This is a genomic window from Gaiella sp. (genome assembly GCF_039915195.1).
In the GTDB taxonomy this organism is placed as follows: Bacteria; Actinomycetota; Thermoleophilia; order Gaiellales; family Gaiellaceae; genus Gaiella.
Genome location: NZ_JBDSNT010000053.1, coordinates 1 through 17,351, shown reverse-complemented (window position 1 = coordinate 17,351; position 17,351 = coordinate 1). Strand labels below are relative to the sequence as shown.

The following is a 17,351-nucleotide window of genomic DNA, read 5'->3' as shown; positions in this document are numbered from 1 at the left end:
GCGTCGACCTGCAGCCTCTCGACAACCTCGAGCTCTTCGGGATGTCGCCGCTCTACTCGCTCGAGAGCTATCGAGCGATGGGTCGGAACGCCGCCGGCTACGCACTCGGGAACCGTGTCGGGCCCGTTCCGACAGAGCTCGACAACTTCGCCCGGGCGAAGCTGATCGTCCGGACGACCCTGCTGCATGCCCGCGAGACACGGGCCGTCGTCCAGGGAGCAGCGCCGGTCGAGCTCGCCTTCGCTCTCGAGGGCGAGGCTTTGCCTCGCTGACGCTCGGCGCGCCTCTCGAGGGCGAGGCTTTGCCTCGCTGACGCTCGGGGCGCCTCGCCCCTACAGCAGGCCTTCGGCGCGCTGCCGTGCCTGGAGTTCCCGTTCGGCCTCGTCCTCTTCGCGGAAGAGTACGACGAGGAGCCACGTGATCATTGCGAAGAAGACGATCGCCTGCTCCGTGGTCATCAGGATCCCACCCAGGTTCTGATCCTGCGCCGCGCTGATCCCCCACAGCCGCACCGGGAGATCCTCGTAGTAGCCGTAAAGAGGAGGCGCGAACGTGAGCGCAAGTCCGAGGAATGCCGAGCCGACGAAGGCCGCGAAGATGTAGGCGATCCGGCCGAGCGTCGGCACCGCGCGCGGCGCGTCGCTGAGGACGGGCCACCAGAAGAGCAGGCCGATCGCGATCATGAAGAGGTGCTCTCCGTTCAGCAGGATCGGATTGCGCAGCGCCGCGTCGTAGACGCCCCCGAGATGGACTGCATACCAGCCGATGAGCCAGATCGGCAGCGCGATCGCCGGCCGGGTGAAGAATGCCAACGGCCGACCGCCACGTCCGGCGATCCCCGCGCGCATCCCGGGAGTGAGGCCGAGAATGAGCAGCGGTGGCGCCCAGTCGGAGATGATCACGTTCTGCAGCAAGTGGAACAGGAGCAGGTAATCCACGGCGATCGTCTCGAGTGGGGAGTTCAGGGCCAGGACGATCAGAAGGATCCCCGCAGTGAACGCCGCAATCCGGGCACGGCCAGGCGGGTCGCTCCTCGCGGCTCGCGCATAGGCCCACGCGGACGCGGCCCCGCCGACGACGAACAACGGCTCGAACGTCGGTGCCCAGGGCGAGCTCACGCGGGCTCTGCCGGTAACTCGAGGAGTTGGGCGCGTCGTCGCTGATTGGCGCGGAGCAGTAGGACGAAGGCGAGGCCGACGGTCAGCACCTGCTCGACCATCATCACGAGGCCAGCGACCTTCTGATCGGTCAACGGCGAGAGGCCCAGTAAGCGGACCGGCTGGTCGGCGTAGGACGGGAACAGGGGCCTGTAGTCGAAGAGGATCACGTACGCCAGGATCTGGCCGGTCCAGAACACGAGTGCCGTGAAGCCGAGGCGCTCGCCGAGCGTCAGTCGTTCGTGCCGCGAGGGATCGATGATCTGCGTCCAGACGAGGATCCCGCCGAGGATGAAGCTCAGGTGCATGAGGTCGTGCCAGAGCCAAAGGTGGAGCGCCGCCTCGTAGAACTGCGGCACGTGCCAGGCGAGAAGTGCGATCACCCAGACGCCGTAGCTCACGCCCGGCCGGAGCAGGAAGCGGAGCGTACGGCGGAGCCATTGCATCCGAGCGAGCGGGACAAGGAGGTCGCGGGGGAGAAAGAAGACCGTGAGCGGGCCGCGAACGGCGACGATCGTGAGCGCAATGCCGAGGTCGGCGATCAGGACATGCTGGAGCATGTGGGCGCTCTGGAGATAGCTCTCGCCGATCCTGTCGATCGGAGAAACGATGGCGATGACCGTGATGACGACTCCCGCGACGAAGAGCGGGATTCGCGTCCACGGCGCGAGATCGGCCCGGCGCCGGCGGAGCCGTGTCCAGCCGTGGAGGAAGAACGCGATCGCGACGAGGCCGCCGCCGATCACGACAGGCTGGAACGACCAGGCCCGCCAGAGATTCTCGCTCGCGAGGAGGGCGCCACCGTCCACGCGGTTCAGGCTACCGCGTGTGCCCTTACGGGTCGGCCAGAATGGCGCGGGCCGCTGCCCGGCCCGAGCGGATCGCGCCCTCCATGTGCATGTGCCCGACGCCAGCGAGATCGGTGCAGGCCCACTGAATCGGCCCGACCGGACGGGTCAGATCGGCGCCGTGGCGCGCGAGACCGCCGACGCCGAAGGTGGCGGCATAGGCACCGCGAGTCCACTCCTCCTGAGACCAGTCGTGCTCGATCACCTCGGTCGCGTCGAGGGCTCGCGACCCGAAATAGCGAGCGAGGCCATCCAGAACGAGGCGCCGGCGCTCGGAGGCATCGAGCCGCTCCGCGGCCTGGGCCTTCTCTCCGGCGAGAAAGGTGCACAGCACGCCGGGACGCCCGACGGGCGGCGTGTTGTCGTAGACCTCGCGGACGAGCTGATACGGTGCGAAGCCCTCGCCGGAGAGCCCCTCTGCGCGCCAGAACGGCTCGTCGTACACAGCGAGAACCTTGATCACGTCGCCCTGTGTCAGGGCCTGGTGGAGCCGCATCCGCCACGCGGGCAACGACGGCTCGAAACGGATGAACCCGGCGACGTTCGGCGGCACGGCGACGACGGCTGCCTGTGCCTGCACCTTCAGTGCCCCGGCTTCGACATCGACACCCTCCTCGCTCCAGCGAAGGGTTCGCGCGGGCGCGCCGACGACCACGCGGTCGCCGAGCCGCTCGGCGAGTCGGAGCGGGATCAGCTGCGAGCCGCCGACGATGCGGGAGTGGAGGCAGAGGTCGGGCTCGAACAGGTTCGCGACGCTTCCCGCGCCCGCGACCGTTGCTGCGGCGCCGAGAAGGGAGAAGCTGTCGGCCGGCTTGGTCATGTAGCCGCCGGCCATGTTCGAGCGGAGGAAGTCGCGCGCGAGCGTGTCGTCGACCTCGGCGGCGAGCCATTGCTCGAAGGTGATGCCATCGAGCTCGGTCGCCAGTGGATGCTCCCAGGGCGCTTCGGGATCGAGCTCCGCGCAGAGCGCGTCGAGCTTGGCGACCGCCCGCGCGTAGTCGGCGGCGGCCGTCGCCGGCAGCGGTTCGGTATCGGCGGCGTAACGGTGGAGCTCGCCAGCGGGGTCGATGTAGAGGCTGTCGCCTTCGCGGTAGGCGTGGAAGCTCTCGAGCCCGAGCTCCGCCAGAAGTGCGTGCATCTCGCTCTGGTACGGGGCGATCCACTGGCCGCCGAGCTCGTTCGGCTCGCCGCCGATCTCGGTGTTGAGGAGGCGTCCACCGACGCGATCCCGTGCCTCGAGCACGACGACCTCGCGTCCTGCCGCGACGAGATCGGACGCTGCCACGAGGCCCGCGACACCTGCACCGATGACAACGACATCCGCGTCCCGCTCGTTCATGCTCCTCGCCTCCTGACCGTTTGGTCAGGAGATTCTGTCACAGCGAGCATCTACCGCGCGAGATAGCCGCCGTCGACCGGGATCACTGCCCCGGTCACGTACCGCGCGTCGTCGGAGAGAAGAAATGCGACGACATCGGCAACGTCCTCAGGGGTGCCGAAGCGGCCGGCGGGGATGCGGGCGTCGACATCGCGCCGCCGCCAGTCCTCGAGTGAATCCGTCATCTCGGTCTTGATGTAGCCGGGAGCAACCGCGTTCACCCGGATGCCCTGGCCGGCGAGCTCGTTCGATAGTGCCTTCGCAAGTTGTGCGACGCCGCCCTTCGACGCCGCATACGCGCTCACGTTGTAGCCACCCTGGAATGACATCATCGAGCCGAGAAGAACGATCGAGCCGCCGTCTCCCGCCAGCATCCGTCTCGCCGCCGCCTGTGCGAGGGCGAAGACCGAGGTGAGGTTGACGTCGACGATCTGCTGCCAGTCGTCAAGGGTCGTGTCGAGCAGCGACTTCCGGACGATCGTGCCCGCATTGCAGACCAGGGCATCGATGCGGTCGAGGCGGTCGACGGCTGCCGCGGCTGCGAGCGGATCCCTGAGGTCGACTCCTGTCGAGCGCTCGGCGGTCTTCACCGACCAGCCGTCTCGGCGCAGCCGCTCCGCGGTCGCAGCCCCGATCCCACGGCTCGCGCCGGTGACGAGGGCAGTCCTGTTGCCCGGGCTCATCGCTCGACGTGCAACGACCCGTTGAGGTCACCGAGGACGAGGTCGCGCTCGCGGTCGCCGATGTGGTCGAGCGGCACCGGCGAGAGCGCCTCGATGAAGGTGACTCCGTCGGCCGAGTACAGCTCGTGCTCGATGCCGCGGTTGATGATGCAGGCGTCGCCCGGCCCTATGTCGCGCGTCTCGGTGCCGATCGTCATGCGAAGCGATCCCTCGATCACGAGCATCGCCTGCTCGGTGTGCTCGTGGCTGTGCCGCTTCACGGTCGTTTCCGGCGCGTAGGTGACCCGGCCGAGGAAGACCTGGTCGCCGGCAATGGGATGGAGCCCGACCCCGGGAAAGATGGGGAAGGGCTCCTCTCCATTGAACGACCGGAACGGCGAGTCGGCCACCTACGTGGCCTCGAACGTGATCCCGGTTCCCACCGCGTTCACCGACAGGTCGGCGTCGAAGACGACCCACTTGCCGTCTCGCTTCGGTGCATCGCCGCCCACGGCCTTCTCGTGAAGGGCACGCAACACCCTCTCGGGCGTGATCGGCAGCTCCGTCACCCACACGCCGACCGCGTCGAAGACGGCCGTTGCGATCGCGGGCGGCTGAGCATTGTTCGCCATCTCGCCGATACCCTTGGCGCCGAACGGGCCGTCGGCTGAGGGGTTCTCGATGATCAGCGTGTCGATCTGCGGGAGATCCTCCATACCCGGGACGAGGTAAGCCCCGAACTGGCCGCCACGATGCTCGACCGAGGGGTAGTACGGGTAGCAGTTCTCGAGGATGCCGAGGCCGAGCCCCTGCACCGCGCCACCCTCGATCTGTCCCTCGACGAGCGTCGGGTTGATCGACTTGCCGACGTCGTAGCACTGCCAGAGTCGTGTCACCGTGACGACGCCGGTCTCCTCATCGACCTCGACCTCCGCGGCGCACGAGGCGTACGAGATTGCCGAGTGGGGAGGGAGATCGACCTTGCCCGTCTCGGGCTCAACGATGGTGGCGTATGGCTTCAGCTGCGCACCGGTTCCGGTGAGGAGCTCGCCATGGCCCCACGTCGCCGCGGCGGCCACGTCGGGAACGCTGATCTTCTTCTGTGGCGCTCCCTTTGCGATCACCTCTCCGTCGATGATCTCGAGGTCGGCGGGGTCGATCTCGAGCTCCTTCCCGGCGATCTCGAGGATCTTCTGTCGTACGTTCTCTGCCGCCTTCTCGACGGCCTTACCGGCAACGAACGTTGCGCGCGAAGCAAACGTCCCGGTGCAGACGGGCGAAGAGTCGGTGTTCGAGTTGTCGTAGGTGATCCACTCGTACGGTACGCCGATCGTCTCCGCGACGATCTGCGACTGGATCGTCTTCGAGCCGTTGCCGATGTCGGACGTTCCTGCGAAGACGTCGATGCGACCGTCCGGCTTGACCTTGATCCAGGCCTGTGATGGGTCGCCGTTCTGGTTCATCCCCGTGGGGTACTCGATTGCCGCGAAGCCGCGGCCCGTCTTGATTGCCATCGTCGTCTCCTAGCTCACGTCGGGAGTTGCGTCGTAGGGGAGATGGCGGAGCCTCTCCCGGGACGAGCACGCAGCCGGTGTGCCTCGGGGGCAGACGGGCGTGGCGTTGTGAGAAGCGGCATTAGTGGTCCTCCGGGTTTCCGAGTTGGCCGACGAGGTGCTCCGGGAGGAGGTCACCCGACCGCTGTCCAGGGGTCATCGCCGCGTACTCCGGCTTCAGGTCGTGTCCGACTGCGTCGGCGATCGCGAGGATCGTCGGCACCGTAGACGGGTCGGTGTACGCGATCTGGTTCGGCGACGTGTCGCCGATCCGATTCGCGTTCTTGAGCCTGAGCTCGAACGGGTCGATCCCGAGCTCGAGCGCGATCCGGCTCATGTGCGTCTCGGTCGCGAACGAGACCGACGTGACACCGAAGCCCCGCATTGCGGTCGTCGGTGTGCGGTTCGTGTAGACGACGTACCCGTCGAACTCGAGGTTCGGGATCGAGTACGCGCCCGTGTGGTGGAAGCTGTGCTTCGTGAGCCCGTACGGCGAGAACCGCGAGTACGCACCGGAATCGTGCAGGGTGAGCATCTTGCGGCCGAGGATCCAGCCGTCCTTCGTGACCGCGTCCGCGATCTCCATGTGCCAGGGAGCCCGTGTTGACGAGCAGAGGAACTCCTCCTCACGCGTCCAGCGCCACTTCACCGGCTTGCCGGACTTCTGTGCGAGGAGGGCGCACATCGTCTCGGTTGCCGTGTCGACCTTGCCGCCGAAGCCGCCACCCACGGTGCCACCGACGACCTTCAGCTTGTTCAGCGGCAACTGCAGGTGCGCAGCGACGACGCCCATCGAGAAGTACAACGCCTGCGTGCAGGAGTAGATCGTGAGCCGGCCGTTCGCCTCCGGGACGACCTGGCACACCTGGGTCTCGATCGGCGCGTGCTCGATCGCGGCGGGGCGGTAGACGCCCTGGACGATCAGATCCGCCTTGTCGAACGCCTCGTCGATGTTGCCCTTGCGGATCTGTCGGCGATCCATCTCGTTCTCGAAGTGCGTGTACCAGTTGCCTTCCTCGTGGATCACCGGGGCGTCCGCATCGAATGCCTTGCGGACGTCGAGGAGCGCGGGGCGCTCCTGGAAGTCAGCAGTGATCGCATCGACGGCTGCCATCGCCGCTTCCTCGCTCGGGGCTGCGACGATCGCTATCGGCTGACCGAGGTAGCGAACCTCGTCCTGCGCGAGCAGCGGCTCGTCGGCCGGGATGCCGAGGGCCGACAGGTGACCGTATGAGAGAAGTGGCACGTCCTGCCACGTGATCACGTGGACGCCCTTCATCGCCTCAGCCTTGCTCGTGTCGAGGTTCGTCATCGTTGCGCTGTGCACCGGCGACCGGAACGCCTTCACCCACAGGGTGCCGGGAATCCGGACGTCGTCGACGAACTCGGTTCGGCCTGTCGCGTGGGCGACGCCGTCGTAGCGGGGGACGCGTGCGCCTACCGCCTTCATGCGATACCTCCCAGGTTTGTCATGGCCGTGCCTGCTGCCGTGAGGTTCGGGTCGAACGACTCGCCGCGAGCCACGGCCGCGACCGCGTCGATGATCTTGACGTAGCCCGTGCAGCGACAGACATGGCCGCCGAGGGCATGCTGGATCGCCTCGCGGTCGTCCGTTCCACCGCCGTTGATGTAGGCCTGCGTGGCCATCATCATTCCCGACGTGCAGAAGCCGCACTGCGCGGCGTAGTGGTGCGTGAACGCCTGTTGCACCGGAGAGAGATTCTCCGGCGTGCCGAGCCCTTCGACGGTGGTGATCGCGGCGCCGTCGACCGCGGCAGCGGGGGTGAGGCACGACCGCCGGGGCTCGCCGTCGACGAGGACGGTGCAAGCTCCGCAGCCGCCCTGCTCACACCCGGCCTTGGGACTCGTGATCCCGAGCTCCTCGCGAAGCACATCGAGCAGGCTCGTCAGCGGCCCGCTCTCGATCGGGGTCTCGACCCCGTTGATCGTGAGGTTCATGCCGACTCCTCGAGTTGGGTGAGAACGCGACGGACGAGCACCGGCAACGTCTGCTCGCGATACCAGGCAGATGCGAGCGAATCGTCAGCGAATGTGACGTCGTTGACTGCTGCGGCCCCTGCCGCTTCCGGATCCGCTGCGGCTGCCTCGGCCGATCGGAGTCGCGCTCCGGGGCCGGCAACGCCCGTTGCCGCAAGCCGGATTGTGCCGTCTGCGGTGCGGGTTCCCGAGACCGCGAGCACGGTGTACTCGTGCGTGTGTGGGTACTCGAGCGCCACGAACGCCGAGGCTGCCGGCCGCGTGAAGCTGACCTCGAGGGCGAGTCGGCCGTGTCGGTGGGGGAGGAACTTCTCGAGCGATTCCGTGCGCTCGCCATCGGATCCCGCCGAGCGCACCGTTGCATCGAGAGCCAGAAATACACCCTGCAGATCACCCCGCGGTGCCTCGTGGCCCTGGCCGACGCAGAGGTTGCCGCCGACGGTCGCCTGCGAACGAATCTCACCGTCTGCGACATTGCCGGCACACGCCGTAAGCCCGTCGATACCGAGCTCGGCCAGGGCATCGACGCGTGTCGTCGCACCGATCGTGATCGTGTCTCCGTCGACTGCGACGGTGTCAAGGCCCGCGTTCGTCAACAGGAGCACCCGATCTGGCGCGAGGCGGCCGTACGTGATCTCCGGCATGACGACGGTTCCTCCGCCGATCACCGTCGTCGCAGCGCCGTCGCGAAAGAGCGACACTGCCTCCGACGGGGACGACGGCATCAGTACTTCAGACGCCATGTCCATCCTTTCGGGTTGGCCTCGCCATCACGACTGCTGCTTCCCGCCGATGCCCCAGTGGCTTGGTGCCACGCCCTGGATGACAACTTGAATGTGCTCCGGCGCTGCCCCGCTCGACTCCGCGAGGGCGTTTGTGAGGGCCTCGATCATCTTGGGCACGGACTCCTCGGTGACACGGCGGTCGTACAGCTTGACCTCGATCATCGGCACGGTGGGGGCCTCCTTCGGCTGGCCGATCCCGGAGCGGGCTCGACGGGGGGATGTCGGGACAGTGTGACATTGTCGTACCGTTCGCGCAACGCTATCGTCCCAACTCGATGGCACAGGTCGAGAGCACCGAGCAGCGCGTGATCGATGGGGCCCGCCGCGCAATCGCGTCGGGCGGCTGGCAATCCGCGACGTTGACCCGCATCGCCGGGGAGTCGGGCGTTTCGCGCATGACCCTCCATCGCCGTGGCCTCGGGCGCGATGAGATCTTCGCGCTGCTTGCCCGGGACTACGAGGATGCTTTCAGGGCTGCACTCTGGCCGTCCGTCATGGGCCGCGGCACGGGCGCGGAACGACTCGAGGCCATGCTCGTCGCCGTTTGTGAGGTGACGGAGGATCATCTCTCGTTCCTCGCGGCACTCGACGAGGAGGCCGACCGGCGTTTCTTTCACGACGCCGCCGACGAGGTGCGCTCTCGCGAGGGGTACATCAACCCGATCGAGCGCCTCCTCTCGGACGGCATCGCCGATGGGTCGATCAGGTCGGTCGAGGTCGAGCAGACGGCCACCGTCATCGTCAACGCTGTCGACCGTACGTATCGCCACCTCCGCCGGGCGCACGACTGGGACGCGGAACGGTCGCGCGCCGCGCTGATCGATCTCATCCTGCGCGGCCTGCTGCCTGATAGGTCAGCCCACTAGAACGGCGGAGCCGCGTAGACGCCGTCCTCGAGCGTGGCTGGATCCGGTGCCGGCGCCTGCTCAGCCTCGGCGAGACCAGCATCGACCTCTGCGAGCGCGGCCTCGCGCATCGCCTGAATAGCATCGGGGGCGAAGCCGTCGAGTGCAAGGCGTGCAGCGAGGCGCTCAACGGGGTCGTAGCTCTCGGCGAATTCCTCGCGCATCCCCTCCGGCATGTAACGCGCGTCGTCGTGAGCGGCATGGCCGTGCATCCGTACCGAGAGAGCTTCGACTGCTTGCGGTCCGTTACCGTTGCGCGCTCGTTCGACGGCGGCCCGTACCGTGTCGAGAACCGCGAGGGCATCCGTTCCGTCGACGCGCTCGGCAGGGATGGACCAACCGCCGTAGATCCGCTGCGCGATGTTGGTGTTGACCATCTGCCGCGCAACGGGTGTCGAGTACGAGTAGCGATTCGCCTGGATCACGAACACCGCTGGTACCTGCCAGACCGCCGCGAGGTTCAACCCCTCGTGCGTGTCGCCCACCGAGAAAGCGCCCTCGCCGAGGAACGTCATCGCGACCCGTCGCTCCCCACGCCGCTTGAAGGCAAGGGCTGCGCCGGCCACGAGGGGCACGAGGTCGCCGAGCATCGAGACGAGCGGGAAGACGCCGCGCTCCGGGGCGCCGAAGTGCAGGTTGCCGTCCCTGCCGAACGTCGGGCTCGTCGCCTTGCCGAAGAAGTTGCGGAACACGTCCGCAGTGGTGGCACCGCGTGCGAAATGGCAGGCGAGCTCGCGGTTCAGAGGCGCGACGATGTCGTCCGGACCGAGCGCGAGACCGGCACCAGCTGCCACCGCTTCTTGCCCTCTGCCCGTGTACACGGAGCCCGGCACCCGTCCCTGGCGATAGAGCGTCATCACGCGATCCTCGAAGAGGCGCTGCAGCAGGACGAGCCGGAAGAGCTCCACGCGCTCGTCCGCGTCGACCGACGGTGCCTCGGCGCATGGCTTGATCGACATCAGTAGGCCAGCAGCTGGTCGAGGGCGGCGGCGGCCGACTCGACCGACGGCATGTACCCGTCTTCGAGCTCGGGCGCGAACGGCACGGGCGTATCGGGAGGGGCGTGCAGAGCGGGGGGTGCGTCGAGATGCTCGAACGCGCGCTGGGCGATCAACGACAGGATCACGCCGGCCGCACCCGTCGAGCGAGAGGCCTCCTGCAGAACGAGCACGCGTGACGTCTTCTCGATCGAAGCGAGGATCGAGCGCTCGTCGAGCGGCCAGATCGTGCGCAGATCGACGATCTCGACCTCTCCGTCGACGAGCTCCGCCGCTGCGAGTGCCGTCGAGACACCGGAGCCATAGGTGATCACGGTCGCGTCGGTCCCAGCTCTCGCAATCGTCGCCGGGCCGATCTGGGTGCGGTACCCCTGCGGAGGCGGCTTTGCGCGCAGCGTCCGGTAGAGCCGCTTGTGCTCGAAGTAGAGAACCGGGTCGGGGTCGTCGATGGCGGCCCTGAGCAGTCCGTAGGCGTCCTCGACGGTGCCGGGGCAGACGATCTTGAGGCCTGCCGTCCCGACGAACCAGCCCTCGGGCGAGCCCGCGTGGAACGGCCCGCCGCGCACGCCTCCACCCGTCGGGCAGCGGATCGTGATCGGAATACTCTGCCCCGAGCGCCAGTGCGTCTTCGCCGCGACGGTGACGATCGGGTCGAACGCGCACGTGATGAAGTCCGCGAACTGGAGCTCGACGACCGGGCGCTCGCCCATCCACGCAGCGCCGATCGCTGCTCCGACGAATCCCTCCTCGGCGATCGGCGTGTCCATGACTCGTGCCTCGCCGAACTCGTCGAGGAGGCCGACGGTCACGCCGAACGCCCCGCCGAAGACACCGATGTCCTCGCCGAGCAGGAAGACGCGATCGTCCTCGCGCATCGCGTCCTGCAATGCGGCGCGGATCGCCTCGAGGTAGGTGATCGCACCGGCGGGCGCGCTGCCCACCGGTGCGTCGGGTGCATCCAGATGGCCGACGCTCGTCACGGCCAAGAGCCTATTCGATTGTCAGCGATGTCATGGGGCGGGAGGGAGGCGGAACTCCTCGCGCCCGAGGCCCATCTCTCTCGTCTCGCTTGCCGTCCTGTGCTCGACCGGGATCTCGGGCCCGGGAACCGAGTCGCCAACGAACCGTGAGACGACCCGCTGGCTCTCGATGCGCGCCGGGTAGTCATGGATCGGAAGGATGAAGTCGCCCGAGTTGAGCACCCTCTTGATCGCCGCGCGTTCCTCGCGCTTCGACGTTCCCTGGTTTCCCGTCGACTGCGGCTCGTAGTCGAGCACCTGGTAGATCGGGTCGATCACCTGGTTGTTGATGTCGTAGATGACGTCGCCGCAGATGCAGGCGATGCCTTCCGCCGTCGTGACATTGATGTTCATCGAACCCTCGGTGTGGCCGCCGGCGGCCTCGCAGACGATCCCGGGAAGGAGCTCGTCGGGCCCGGACAACTCGAGGTCGAGCAGCCTCAGTGCCCCGGGCGTGTGCAGTCGGTCGATGTGGTGCTTCACGTAGGTAGCGGGGTACTGGCCGCCCATGATCCCCGAGGCGGAGTACTCGAGCTCACGACGGTTCGTGATCACGGTTGCCTTCGGGAAGCGATCGTCCTGGCCCGCGTGGTCGATGTGGTGGTGGGTGTGGAGGATCCAGCGCACGTCGTCGTGCTCGAGGCCGAATCGCGCGAGCTGCGCCTCCATCGTCATCTCCTCGGTGACGATGCCCGTCATCCCGAGCGTTTCCATGATCTCGGGGTGGCTCGCGCCGGTGTCGACGAGGATCGGCTCGGTATCGGGGCCGAGAATGAGGTAGCCCCACGTCTTGACGCGGGTGCGGATGCCCATGTTGCGTGCGAGCACGAGGAAGCTCGACTCGAGCTCGATGTCGATCAGATCGAGCATCTTGATTTCGTAGGCCACGGAATCTCCTCTCAGAAGGTACGACCGACCGGTCGGTCGGGTACGCTATTCGTCGTGGCTGGATCTGTCAATGCCGACGCGAAGCGACGCGAGATAGTGACGGCGGCGGCGGTGCTCTTCGACCGCGACGGCTACCACGCGGTCGGGGTCGGGCAGATCGCCGAGGCCGTAGGCATCCGCAAGCCCACGCTCTACCACTACCTCTCATCGAAGGACGAGCTGCTCACCTGGATTCACGAGGAGTTCATCGACCTCCTGCTCGCGAAGCATGCTGCACGGGGGACCGATGGCTCCGCGGCTGCCGAGATCCGCGCCGTGCTCACCGACGTGTTGGAACTGATGGAGACCCACCGTGGCCACGTGCGCGTCTTCTTCGAGCACCACCGCGAGCTCCCGGATATCGCGCGGGCCCGGGTGCGGGAGAAGCGCGACGCTTACCAGTCGGGCGTGGAACAGACGATCATTCGGGGCGTTGCGACGGGGGAGTTCCGTGCCCTCGACCCGCGCCTCGCGACACTCGCCCTGTTTGGCATGTGCAACTGGTCGTACCAGTGGTACTCGAGTGATGGCCCCTCGTCCGCGGCCGAGATCGCCACGTTCTTCTCGGAGATCTTCGTCGAGGGAATCGCGGCGCGCCCCGGGCACTAGCCTGCCGCCGGCTTCGATCGGTGGCGTCGGGGGAGAGGTGCTCGACGTCTCCCTCGTGCGAATCCCCGTACCGTCGGAACCCGACGCGCCGGCACGCCCACCTCCCGTATCGTCTCGGTGATGACGCGCGACGATGCACTCGCTCGCCTCCGGGCCACACTTGCAGCAGGACGGCCGATCATCGGCGCCGGTGCCGGCACCGGGCTGTCCGCCAAGTGCGAGGAGGAGGGCGGGGTCGACCTGATCATCGTCTACAACTCGGGCCGCTACAGAATGGCCGGCCGCGGCTCCGCCGCAGGTCTCCTCGCCTACGGGGATGCGAATGCAATCGTCGTCGAGATGGCAGGCGAGGTGCTGCCCGTCGTCCGTGACACGCCGGTACTCGCTGGGGTCAACGGGACCGACCCGTTCCGTTCGATGCCGCGCTTCCTCCGCCAGCTGCAGGAGCTCGGCTTCTCCGGCGTGCAGAACTTCCCGACGGTGGGGGTGATCGACGGCAACTTTCGGCAGGTGCTCGAGGAGACCGGGATGAGCTTCAAGCTCGAGGTCGAGATGATCCGCGTCGCGCATGACCTCGATCTGCTGACGACGCCGTATGCCTTCGATCCGCAGGAGGCCCGCTGGCTCGCCGACGCCGGCGCGGACATCGTCGTCGCGCACATGAACACGACGACGAAAGGAATGATCGGCGTGACCAGCGCGCCGTCCCTCGACGAGTCGGTCGAGCGTGTCCAGGCGATCGCAGATGCGGCCTTCGAGGTGAACCCGGAGGTGCTCGTGCTCTGCCATGGGGGGCCGATCGCCGAAGCGGAGGACGCGCAATACGTGCTCACCCGCACCGTCGGCGTCGTCGGGTTCTACGGCGCGTCGAGCATGGAGCGCCTACCGGTGGAAACAGCGATCGCGGACACCGCTCGCCGGTTCAAGCAGCTCACGTTCACGTCGCGCTGAGCCCCATCAATCGGCCGAGTTCGGCGTCTCACGTGGTAGCCATGCTGACCGAGTTCGATGACGACGAGATGGAGGCAGAGCTCACGCTCCGTGAGCGCCAGGAGCGCGAGATCGCGCTCGGCCACTCGCTGACGAATGCCGAGCACGAACTCGCGCGCGAGGCGTTCGTGCTCGGTCGCACGCTCGAGCAGGCAGGCATCGCGTTCGACCCACTCACGTTCGTCGCCCTGAGGATCATCGAGGGGAGCCGTGAGGAAGAGGTCAACCCGGTCGACTGCCTCAACGTTCTCGTCGCCTTCGGCTTTCTCGAGCGCTCGGTTGCCCTCGCGGAGGGCCTGCTCGACGAAGCCGCCTGATCGGCTATCGCCGCCGCGGCGCGGGGCGCGTCGACTACGCTCCGGGCAGTGAGCGCATTCAGCACGATCGACGAGCTCGAGGTTGCCCTCCAGGCGGCCGACTACCTGCCGGACCGTGGCCTGTCGACTGCGCTGTTCCTCGCGCTCGCGCTCGAGAAACCCCTTCTCCTCGAGGGTGAGGCGGGCGTCGGCAAGACGGAGGCGGCAAAGTCGCTTGCTGTCGCGACGGGGTCGCGGTTGATCCGCCTTCAGTGCTACGAGGGACTCGACGTCGCGCACGCCGTGTACGAGTGGAACTACCCACGGCAGCTGCTGCACATCAGGGCTGCGCAGGAGGGCACGGTCTCGGAGGACGAGCTGTTCGGGCCGGAGTTCCTCATCCGTCGACCGCTGCTCGAGGCGATCGACTCCGACGAGCCCGTCGTGCTGCTGATCGACGAGATCGATCGAGCCGACGAGGAGTTCGAGGCGTTCCTGCTCGAGGTGCTTTCCGACTTCCAGATCACGATTCCCGAGCTCGGCACGATCCGGTCTCGCCGCAAGCCGGCGGTGATCCTCACCTCGAACCGCACGCGCGAGCTGCACGACGCGCTGAAGCGCCGCGCGCTCTTCCACTGGATCGGTCACCCGTCGATCGACCGGGAGATCGCGATCGTCAAGATCCGCATTCCCGGCGTCTCCGAGCGGCTGGCCGCGCAAGCTGCGGCGTTCGTGCGCGAGCTGCGCGGCCTCGACCTGGCCAAGCCGCCCGGCGTCGCCGAGACGATCGACTGGACGATGGCGTTGAACGCCCTCGGCAAGCAGGAGATCGACGCCGACGTCGTCGAACAGACCCTCGGCTCCGTCCTCAAGTACCGCGAGGACATCGAGGCCGTGCGGGACGAGACTCTCGCGCAGCTCGTCGATACCGCCCGAGCGACCGCGGCCCGGTAACGCGGCATGGCCGACGCGGTCGTTCGCCACGTCGTCACGTTCGGCCGTGTTCTGCGCGAGGTCGGACTCGAGGTCGGGCCGGGCCGGGTCGCTGACGCCCTCCGTGGTCTCGACGCGGTCGACCTGACCCGCCGGGAGGATGTCTACTTTGCACTCCGGCAGACGCTCGTCTGCCGTCGCGATGAGCTCGACCTCTTCGACCGCGCCTTCAACGCCTGGTTCCTCCGAGCACCGGTGCTTCCCCCCGTTCGCGCGAACGATCGGGCCGAACAGAAGAAGGTCGGCGAGTCACTCTCCGACAGCTCCGGGGGCGATCAGGACGAGGAGCTGGGAGACCCGCTCGAGCTCGGGGCGTCGGGGCACGAGTTGCTCCGGGAGAAGGACTTTGCGGAGATGTCACCGGACGAGTACCGGCGCGTCCGCAGATTGATAGCGGCCATCGCGGAGAGCCGCCCTCTGCGCGCCTCGAGACGCCGGAAGGCCGATCCGCGTGGCGACCGCCTCGATATGCGACGCCTCATCAGAGCCTCGCTGCGCACGGGCGGCGACCCGGTCGACCGGCCGTACCGCGCCCGGAAACACGTGCCGCGGAAGCTCGTCGTCCTCTGCGACGTTTCTGGCTCGATGGACGCCTATGCCCGCGCGCTCGTTCTGTTCCTCCACGCTGCCGTTGGCTCGGGCCCGGGCGTGGAGGCGTTCGCGTTCGGGACGCGGCTCTCGCGCCTGACGCCCGAGCTCGGTACGCGGGACCCCGAGGCGGCTCTCGAGAAGTGCACGGAGGCCGTTACCGACTGGGGGAGCGGCACTCGAATCGGCGCCTCGCTGAAGGAGTTCAACGACCTCTACGGCAAGCGGGCGCTGTCCCGCGGTGCGGTCGTCGTGATCGTCTCGGACGGCTGGGAACGGCAGGACCCGGAGCTCGTGGGTCGGGAGATGGCACGGCTCTCGCGTGCCGCCTACGCCGTCGTCTGGGTCAATCCGTTGAAGGGGAATCCGGAGTATCAACCGCTCGCCGGCGGCATGCGAGCAGCGCTGCCGTACGTCGACCGGTTCCTCTCCGGCCATAATCTGAGAAGTCTGGAAGAGCTGGCGGCAGTGCTCGCCGGCATCGAGAGGAGGCACGCAGCGTGAAAGAGATCCTGGATGAGGTGGAGCGCTGGCGCGAAGCCGGTGAAAGAGTCGTCGTCGCGACCGTTGTAGCGACCCGTCGTTCGGCGCCGAGACCCGTGGGCACGAGCCTTGCGATCTCGGAGTCTGGGAAGATGTGCGGCTCGGTCTCCGGTGGCTGCGTCGAGAGCGACGTCTACGAGAATGCGATGGAAGTGATGCGGTCTGGTGAGGCGAAGATGCTGAGCTACGGGATCACCGACGAGATGGCCTGGGGCGTCGGACTTCCCTGCGGCGGCGAGATCGACGTCTTCGTCGAGGCCGTCGAGTGAGCCTGCTCCACCGTCTCTCGGAGCTGCGCGACTCGGGCGAGCGCGGCGTCCTCTTCACGGTCGTCGAAGGCGAGGGGATTGGCGGCAAGGAGCTCATCCTCGAGTCGGGCGAACGACTCGGCGGAGGCGTGCCGGGCGACGCGACCGGGCAGTTCCCCGAGCTCGTGCGCCGCGGACGCAACAGGCTGCTGTCCCTCGACGGCGACGTCAAGGTCTTCGCAGAGTGGTACGGCCCGCCGCCGCGGATCTTCGTCTACGGCGCAGTCGACACTGCCGAGGCACTCTGCCGCGCAGCGAAGCTGCTCGGGTGGACGGCGATCGTGGGTGACGCGCGGGGCATGTTCCTGACCCCCGAGCGGATGCCTTCCGCGGACATCCTGATCCAGAAGTGGCCCGAGGAGGCGATTGCCGAGCTCGAGCCCGACCATCAGACCGCTGTCGTCGTGCTCACGCACGACGACAAGTTCGACGAGCCCGCACTCAAGGCCGCGCTCGCCAGCGAGGCGTTTTACGTCGGCGCGCTCGGCTCGCGTCGCACGACCGAGCGCCGTCGAGGGCGCCTGCTCGAGGCCGGCGTCGCCGAGGAGCAGCTGGCGCGCATCATGGGGCCGTGCGGTCTCGACATCGGCGCTGACACCCAGGAAGAGACTGCGCTTGCGATCCTGGCGGAGATTCTCGCTGTGCGAGCTGGCCGAGGCGGCGGCCCGTTGCGCGAGTCGAAGAACCGGATCCACGTCGAGGTGGCGTAGCGCGACGTCGGCCTCCGCAGCTCGAGCGAGGCGGGCCGTGCCGATGGGATGGATCATGGGCGGAGGGTCCAGCGAAAGAATCGG

General features: G+C 67.6%; 21 protein-coding genes and 1 pseudogene. 9 read left to right on the top strand and 13 right to left on the bottom strand.

Translation table 11 applies throughout. The features are described 5' to 3' along the window. Positions 1-272: pseudogene (locus ABIR74_RS05105) on the top strand (propanediol dehydratase); the annotation flags it as partial. A gap of 60 nt (positions 273-332) precedes the next feature. Here the strand turns inward: ABIR74_RS05105 and ABIR74_RS05100 are convergent. The 10 genes from ABIR74_RS05100 to ABIR74_RS05055 form a co-directional block, all read right to left on the bottom strand. Continuing rightward, positions 333-1,118, bottom strand: a complete 786-nt coding sequence (locus tag ABIR74_RS05100; RefSeq protein ID WP_348175592.1) for a cytochrome c oxidase assembly protein — start codon at positions 1,116-1,118, stop codon at positions 333-335. After that, positions 1,115-1,966 carry a cytochrome c oxidase assembly protein gene (locus ABIR74_RS05095; RefSeq protein WP_348175590.1) on the bottom strand — a complete coding sequence of 284 codons (852 nt, stop codon included), beginning with the start codon at positions 1,964-1,966 and terminating at the stop codon, positions 1,115-1,117. The genes ABIR74_RS05100 and ABIR74_RS05095 overlap by 4 nt, the downstream gene beginning before the upstream one ends. Positions 1,967-1,991: 25 nt before the next feature. After that, positions 1,992-3,344: an FAD-dependent oxidoreductase gene (locus ABIR74_RS05090; RefSeq protein ID WP_348175589.1), complete on the bottom strand. Its 1,353-nt coding sequence runs from the start codon at positions 3,342-3,344 to the stop codon at positions 1,992-1,994. Positions 3,345-3,394: 50 nt separating this feature from the next. Then, the gene (locus ABIR74_RS05085; RefSeq protein ID WP_348175587.1) at positions 3,395-4,066 is read right to left on the bottom strand and encodes an SDR family oxidoreductase; all 672 of its coding nucleotides are present in this window, start codon (positions 4,064-4,066) and stop codon (positions 3,395-3,397) included. Further along, positions 4,063-4,455, bottom strand: a complete 393-nt coding sequence (locus ABIR74_RS05080; RefSeq protein WP_348175586.1) for a cupin domain-containing protein — start codon at positions 4,453-4,455, stop codon at positions 4,063-4,065. The genes ABIR74_RS05085 and ABIR74_RS05080 overlap by 4 nt, the downstream gene beginning before the upstream one ends. Continuing rightward, the gene (locus ABIR74_RS05075; protein WP_348175584.1) at positions 4,456-5,559 is read right to left on the bottom strand and encodes a molybdopterin cofactor-binding domain-containing protein; all 1,104 of its coding nucleotides are present in this window, start codon (positions 5,557-5,559) and stop codon (positions 4,456-4,458) included. A 121-nt stretch (positions 5,560-5,680) separates the two neighbouring features. Continuing rightward, positions 5,681-7,048: a molybdopterin cofactor-binding domain-containing protein gene (locus ABIR74_RS05070; RefSeq protein ID WP_348175582.1), complete on the bottom strand. Its 1,368-nt coding sequence runs from the start codon at positions 7,046-7,048 to the stop codon at positions 5,681-5,683. After that, positions 7,045-7,557 carry a (2Fe-2S)-binding protein gene (locus tag ABIR74_RS05065; RefSeq protein ID WP_348175581.1) on the bottom strand — a complete coding sequence of 171 codons (513 nt, stop codon included), beginning with the start codon at positions 7,555-7,557 and terminating at the stop codon, positions 7,045-7,047. The genes ABIR74_RS05070 and ABIR74_RS05065 overlap by 4 nt, the downstream gene beginning before the upstream one ends. Beyond that, positions 7,554-8,339 carry an FAD binding domain-containing protein gene (locus tag ABIR74_RS05060; protein WP_348175579.1) on the bottom strand — a complete coding sequence of 262 codons (786 nt, stop codon included), beginning with the start codon at positions 8,337-8,339 and terminating at the stop codon, positions 7,554-7,556. Before ABIR74_RS05060 ends, ABIR74_RS05065 begins: the two co-directional genes overlap by 4 nt. A 27-nt stretch (positions 8,340-8,366) precedes the next feature. After that, positions 8,367-8,543: a tautomerase family protein gene (locus tag ABIR74_RS05055; protein ID WP_348175593.1), complete on the bottom strand. Its 177-nt coding sequence runs from the start codon at positions 8,541-8,543 to the stop codon at positions 8,367-8,369. Between the two features lie 113 nt (positions 8,544-8,656). Between ABIR74_RS05055 and ABIR74_RS05050 the strand changes: the two genes are divergently transcribed. Beyond that, a complete protein-coding gene (locus tag ABIR74_RS05050; protein ID WP_348175577.1) occupies positions 8,657-9,247 on the top strand; it encodes a TetR/AcrR family transcriptional regulator in 591 nt (196 codons plus the stop codon). Here ABIR74_RS05050 and ABIR74_RS05045 read toward each other — a convergent pair. Genes ABIR74_RS05045 through ABIR74_RS05035 form a run of 3 tightly spaced genes read right to left on the bottom strand, consistent with a single transcriptional unit; the run spans position 9,244 to position 12,191 of the window. Further along, the gene (locus ABIR74_RS05045) at positions 9,244-10,245 is read right to left on the bottom strand and encodes a thiamine pyrophosphate-dependent dehydrogenase E1 component subunit alpha (RefSeq protein ID WP_348175575.1); all 1,002 of its coding nucleotides are present in this window, start codon (positions 10,243-10,245) and stop codon (positions 9,244-9,246) included. The two genes, ABIR74_RS05050 and ABIR74_RS05045, sit on opposite strands and share 4 nt — an antisense overlap. Then, positions 10,245-11,264 (bottom strand): alpha-ketoacid dehydrogenase subunit beta, encoded by a 1,020-nt coding sequence (locus tag ABIR74_RS05040; protein WP_348175573.1) that lies wholly within the window; start codon positions 11,262-11,264, stop codon positions 10,245-10,247. Before ABIR74_RS05040 ends, ABIR74_RS05045 begins: the two co-directional genes overlap by 1 nt. 30 nt (positions 11,265-11,294) lie before the next feature. Further along, positions 11,295-12,191 carry an MBL fold metallo-hydrolase gene (locus ABIR74_RS05035; RefSeq protein ID WP_348175572.1) on the bottom strand — a complete coding sequence of 299 codons (897 nt, stop codon included), beginning with the start codon at positions 12,189-12,191 and terminating at the stop codon, positions 11,295-11,297. Between the two features lie 54 nt (positions 12,192-12,245). Between ABIR74_RS05035 and ABIR74_RS05030 the strand changes: the two genes are divergently transcribed. The 7 genes from ABIR74_RS05030 (at position 12,246) to ABIR74_RS05000 (ending at position 17,267) form a co-directional block, all read left to right on the top strand. Next, positions 12,246-12,839 carry a TetR/AcrR family transcriptional regulator gene (locus tag ABIR74_RS05030; RefSeq protein ID WP_348175571.1) on the top strand — a complete coding sequence of 198 codons (594 nt, stop codon included), beginning with the start codon at positions 12,246-12,248 and terminating at the stop codon, positions 12,837-12,839. A 120-nt stretch (positions 12,840-12,959) separates the two neighbouring features. Beyond that, entirely contained in the window at positions 12,960-13,790 is an 831-nt protein-coding gene (locus ABIR74_RS05025; protein ID WP_348175569.1) for a phosphoenolpyruvate hydrolase family protein, read from the top strand. A 41-nt stretch (positions 13,791-13,831) separates the two neighbouring features. Beyond that, entirely contained in the window at positions 13,832-14,146 is a 315-nt protein-coding gene (locus ABIR74_RS05020) for a hypothetical protein (protein ID WP_348175568.1), read from the top strand. A gap of 48 nt (positions 14,147-14,194) precedes the next feature. Further along, positions 14,195-15,079: a MoxR family ATPase gene (locus tag ABIR74_RS05015; protein WP_348175566.1), complete on the top strand. Its 885-nt coding sequence runs from the start codon at positions 14,195-14,197 to the stop codon at positions 15,077-15,079. A 6-nt stretch (positions 15,080-15,085) separates the two neighbouring features. Further along, positions 15,086-16,210, top strand: coding sequence for a VWA domain-containing protein (locus ABIR74_RS05010; RefSeq protein ID WP_348175565.1), 1,125 nt, complete (start codon positions 15,086-15,088; stop codon positions 16,208-16,210). Beyond that, positions 16,207-16,518, top strand: coding sequence for an XdhC family protein (locus tag ABIR74_RS05005; protein ID WP_348175563.1), 312 nt, complete (start codon positions 16,207-16,209; stop codon positions 16,516-16,518). Before ABIR74_RS05010 ends, ABIR74_RS05005 begins: the two co-directional genes overlap by 4 nt. Then, positions 16,515-17,267, top strand: coding sequence for an XdhC family protein (locus tag ABIR74_RS05000; protein ID WP_348175561.1), 753 nt, complete (start codon positions 16,515-16,517; stop codon positions 17,265-17,267). The genes ABIR74_RS05005 and ABIR74_RS05000 overlap by 4 nt, the downstream gene beginning before the upstream one ends. Positions 17,268-17,351: the final 84 nt, after the last annotated feature.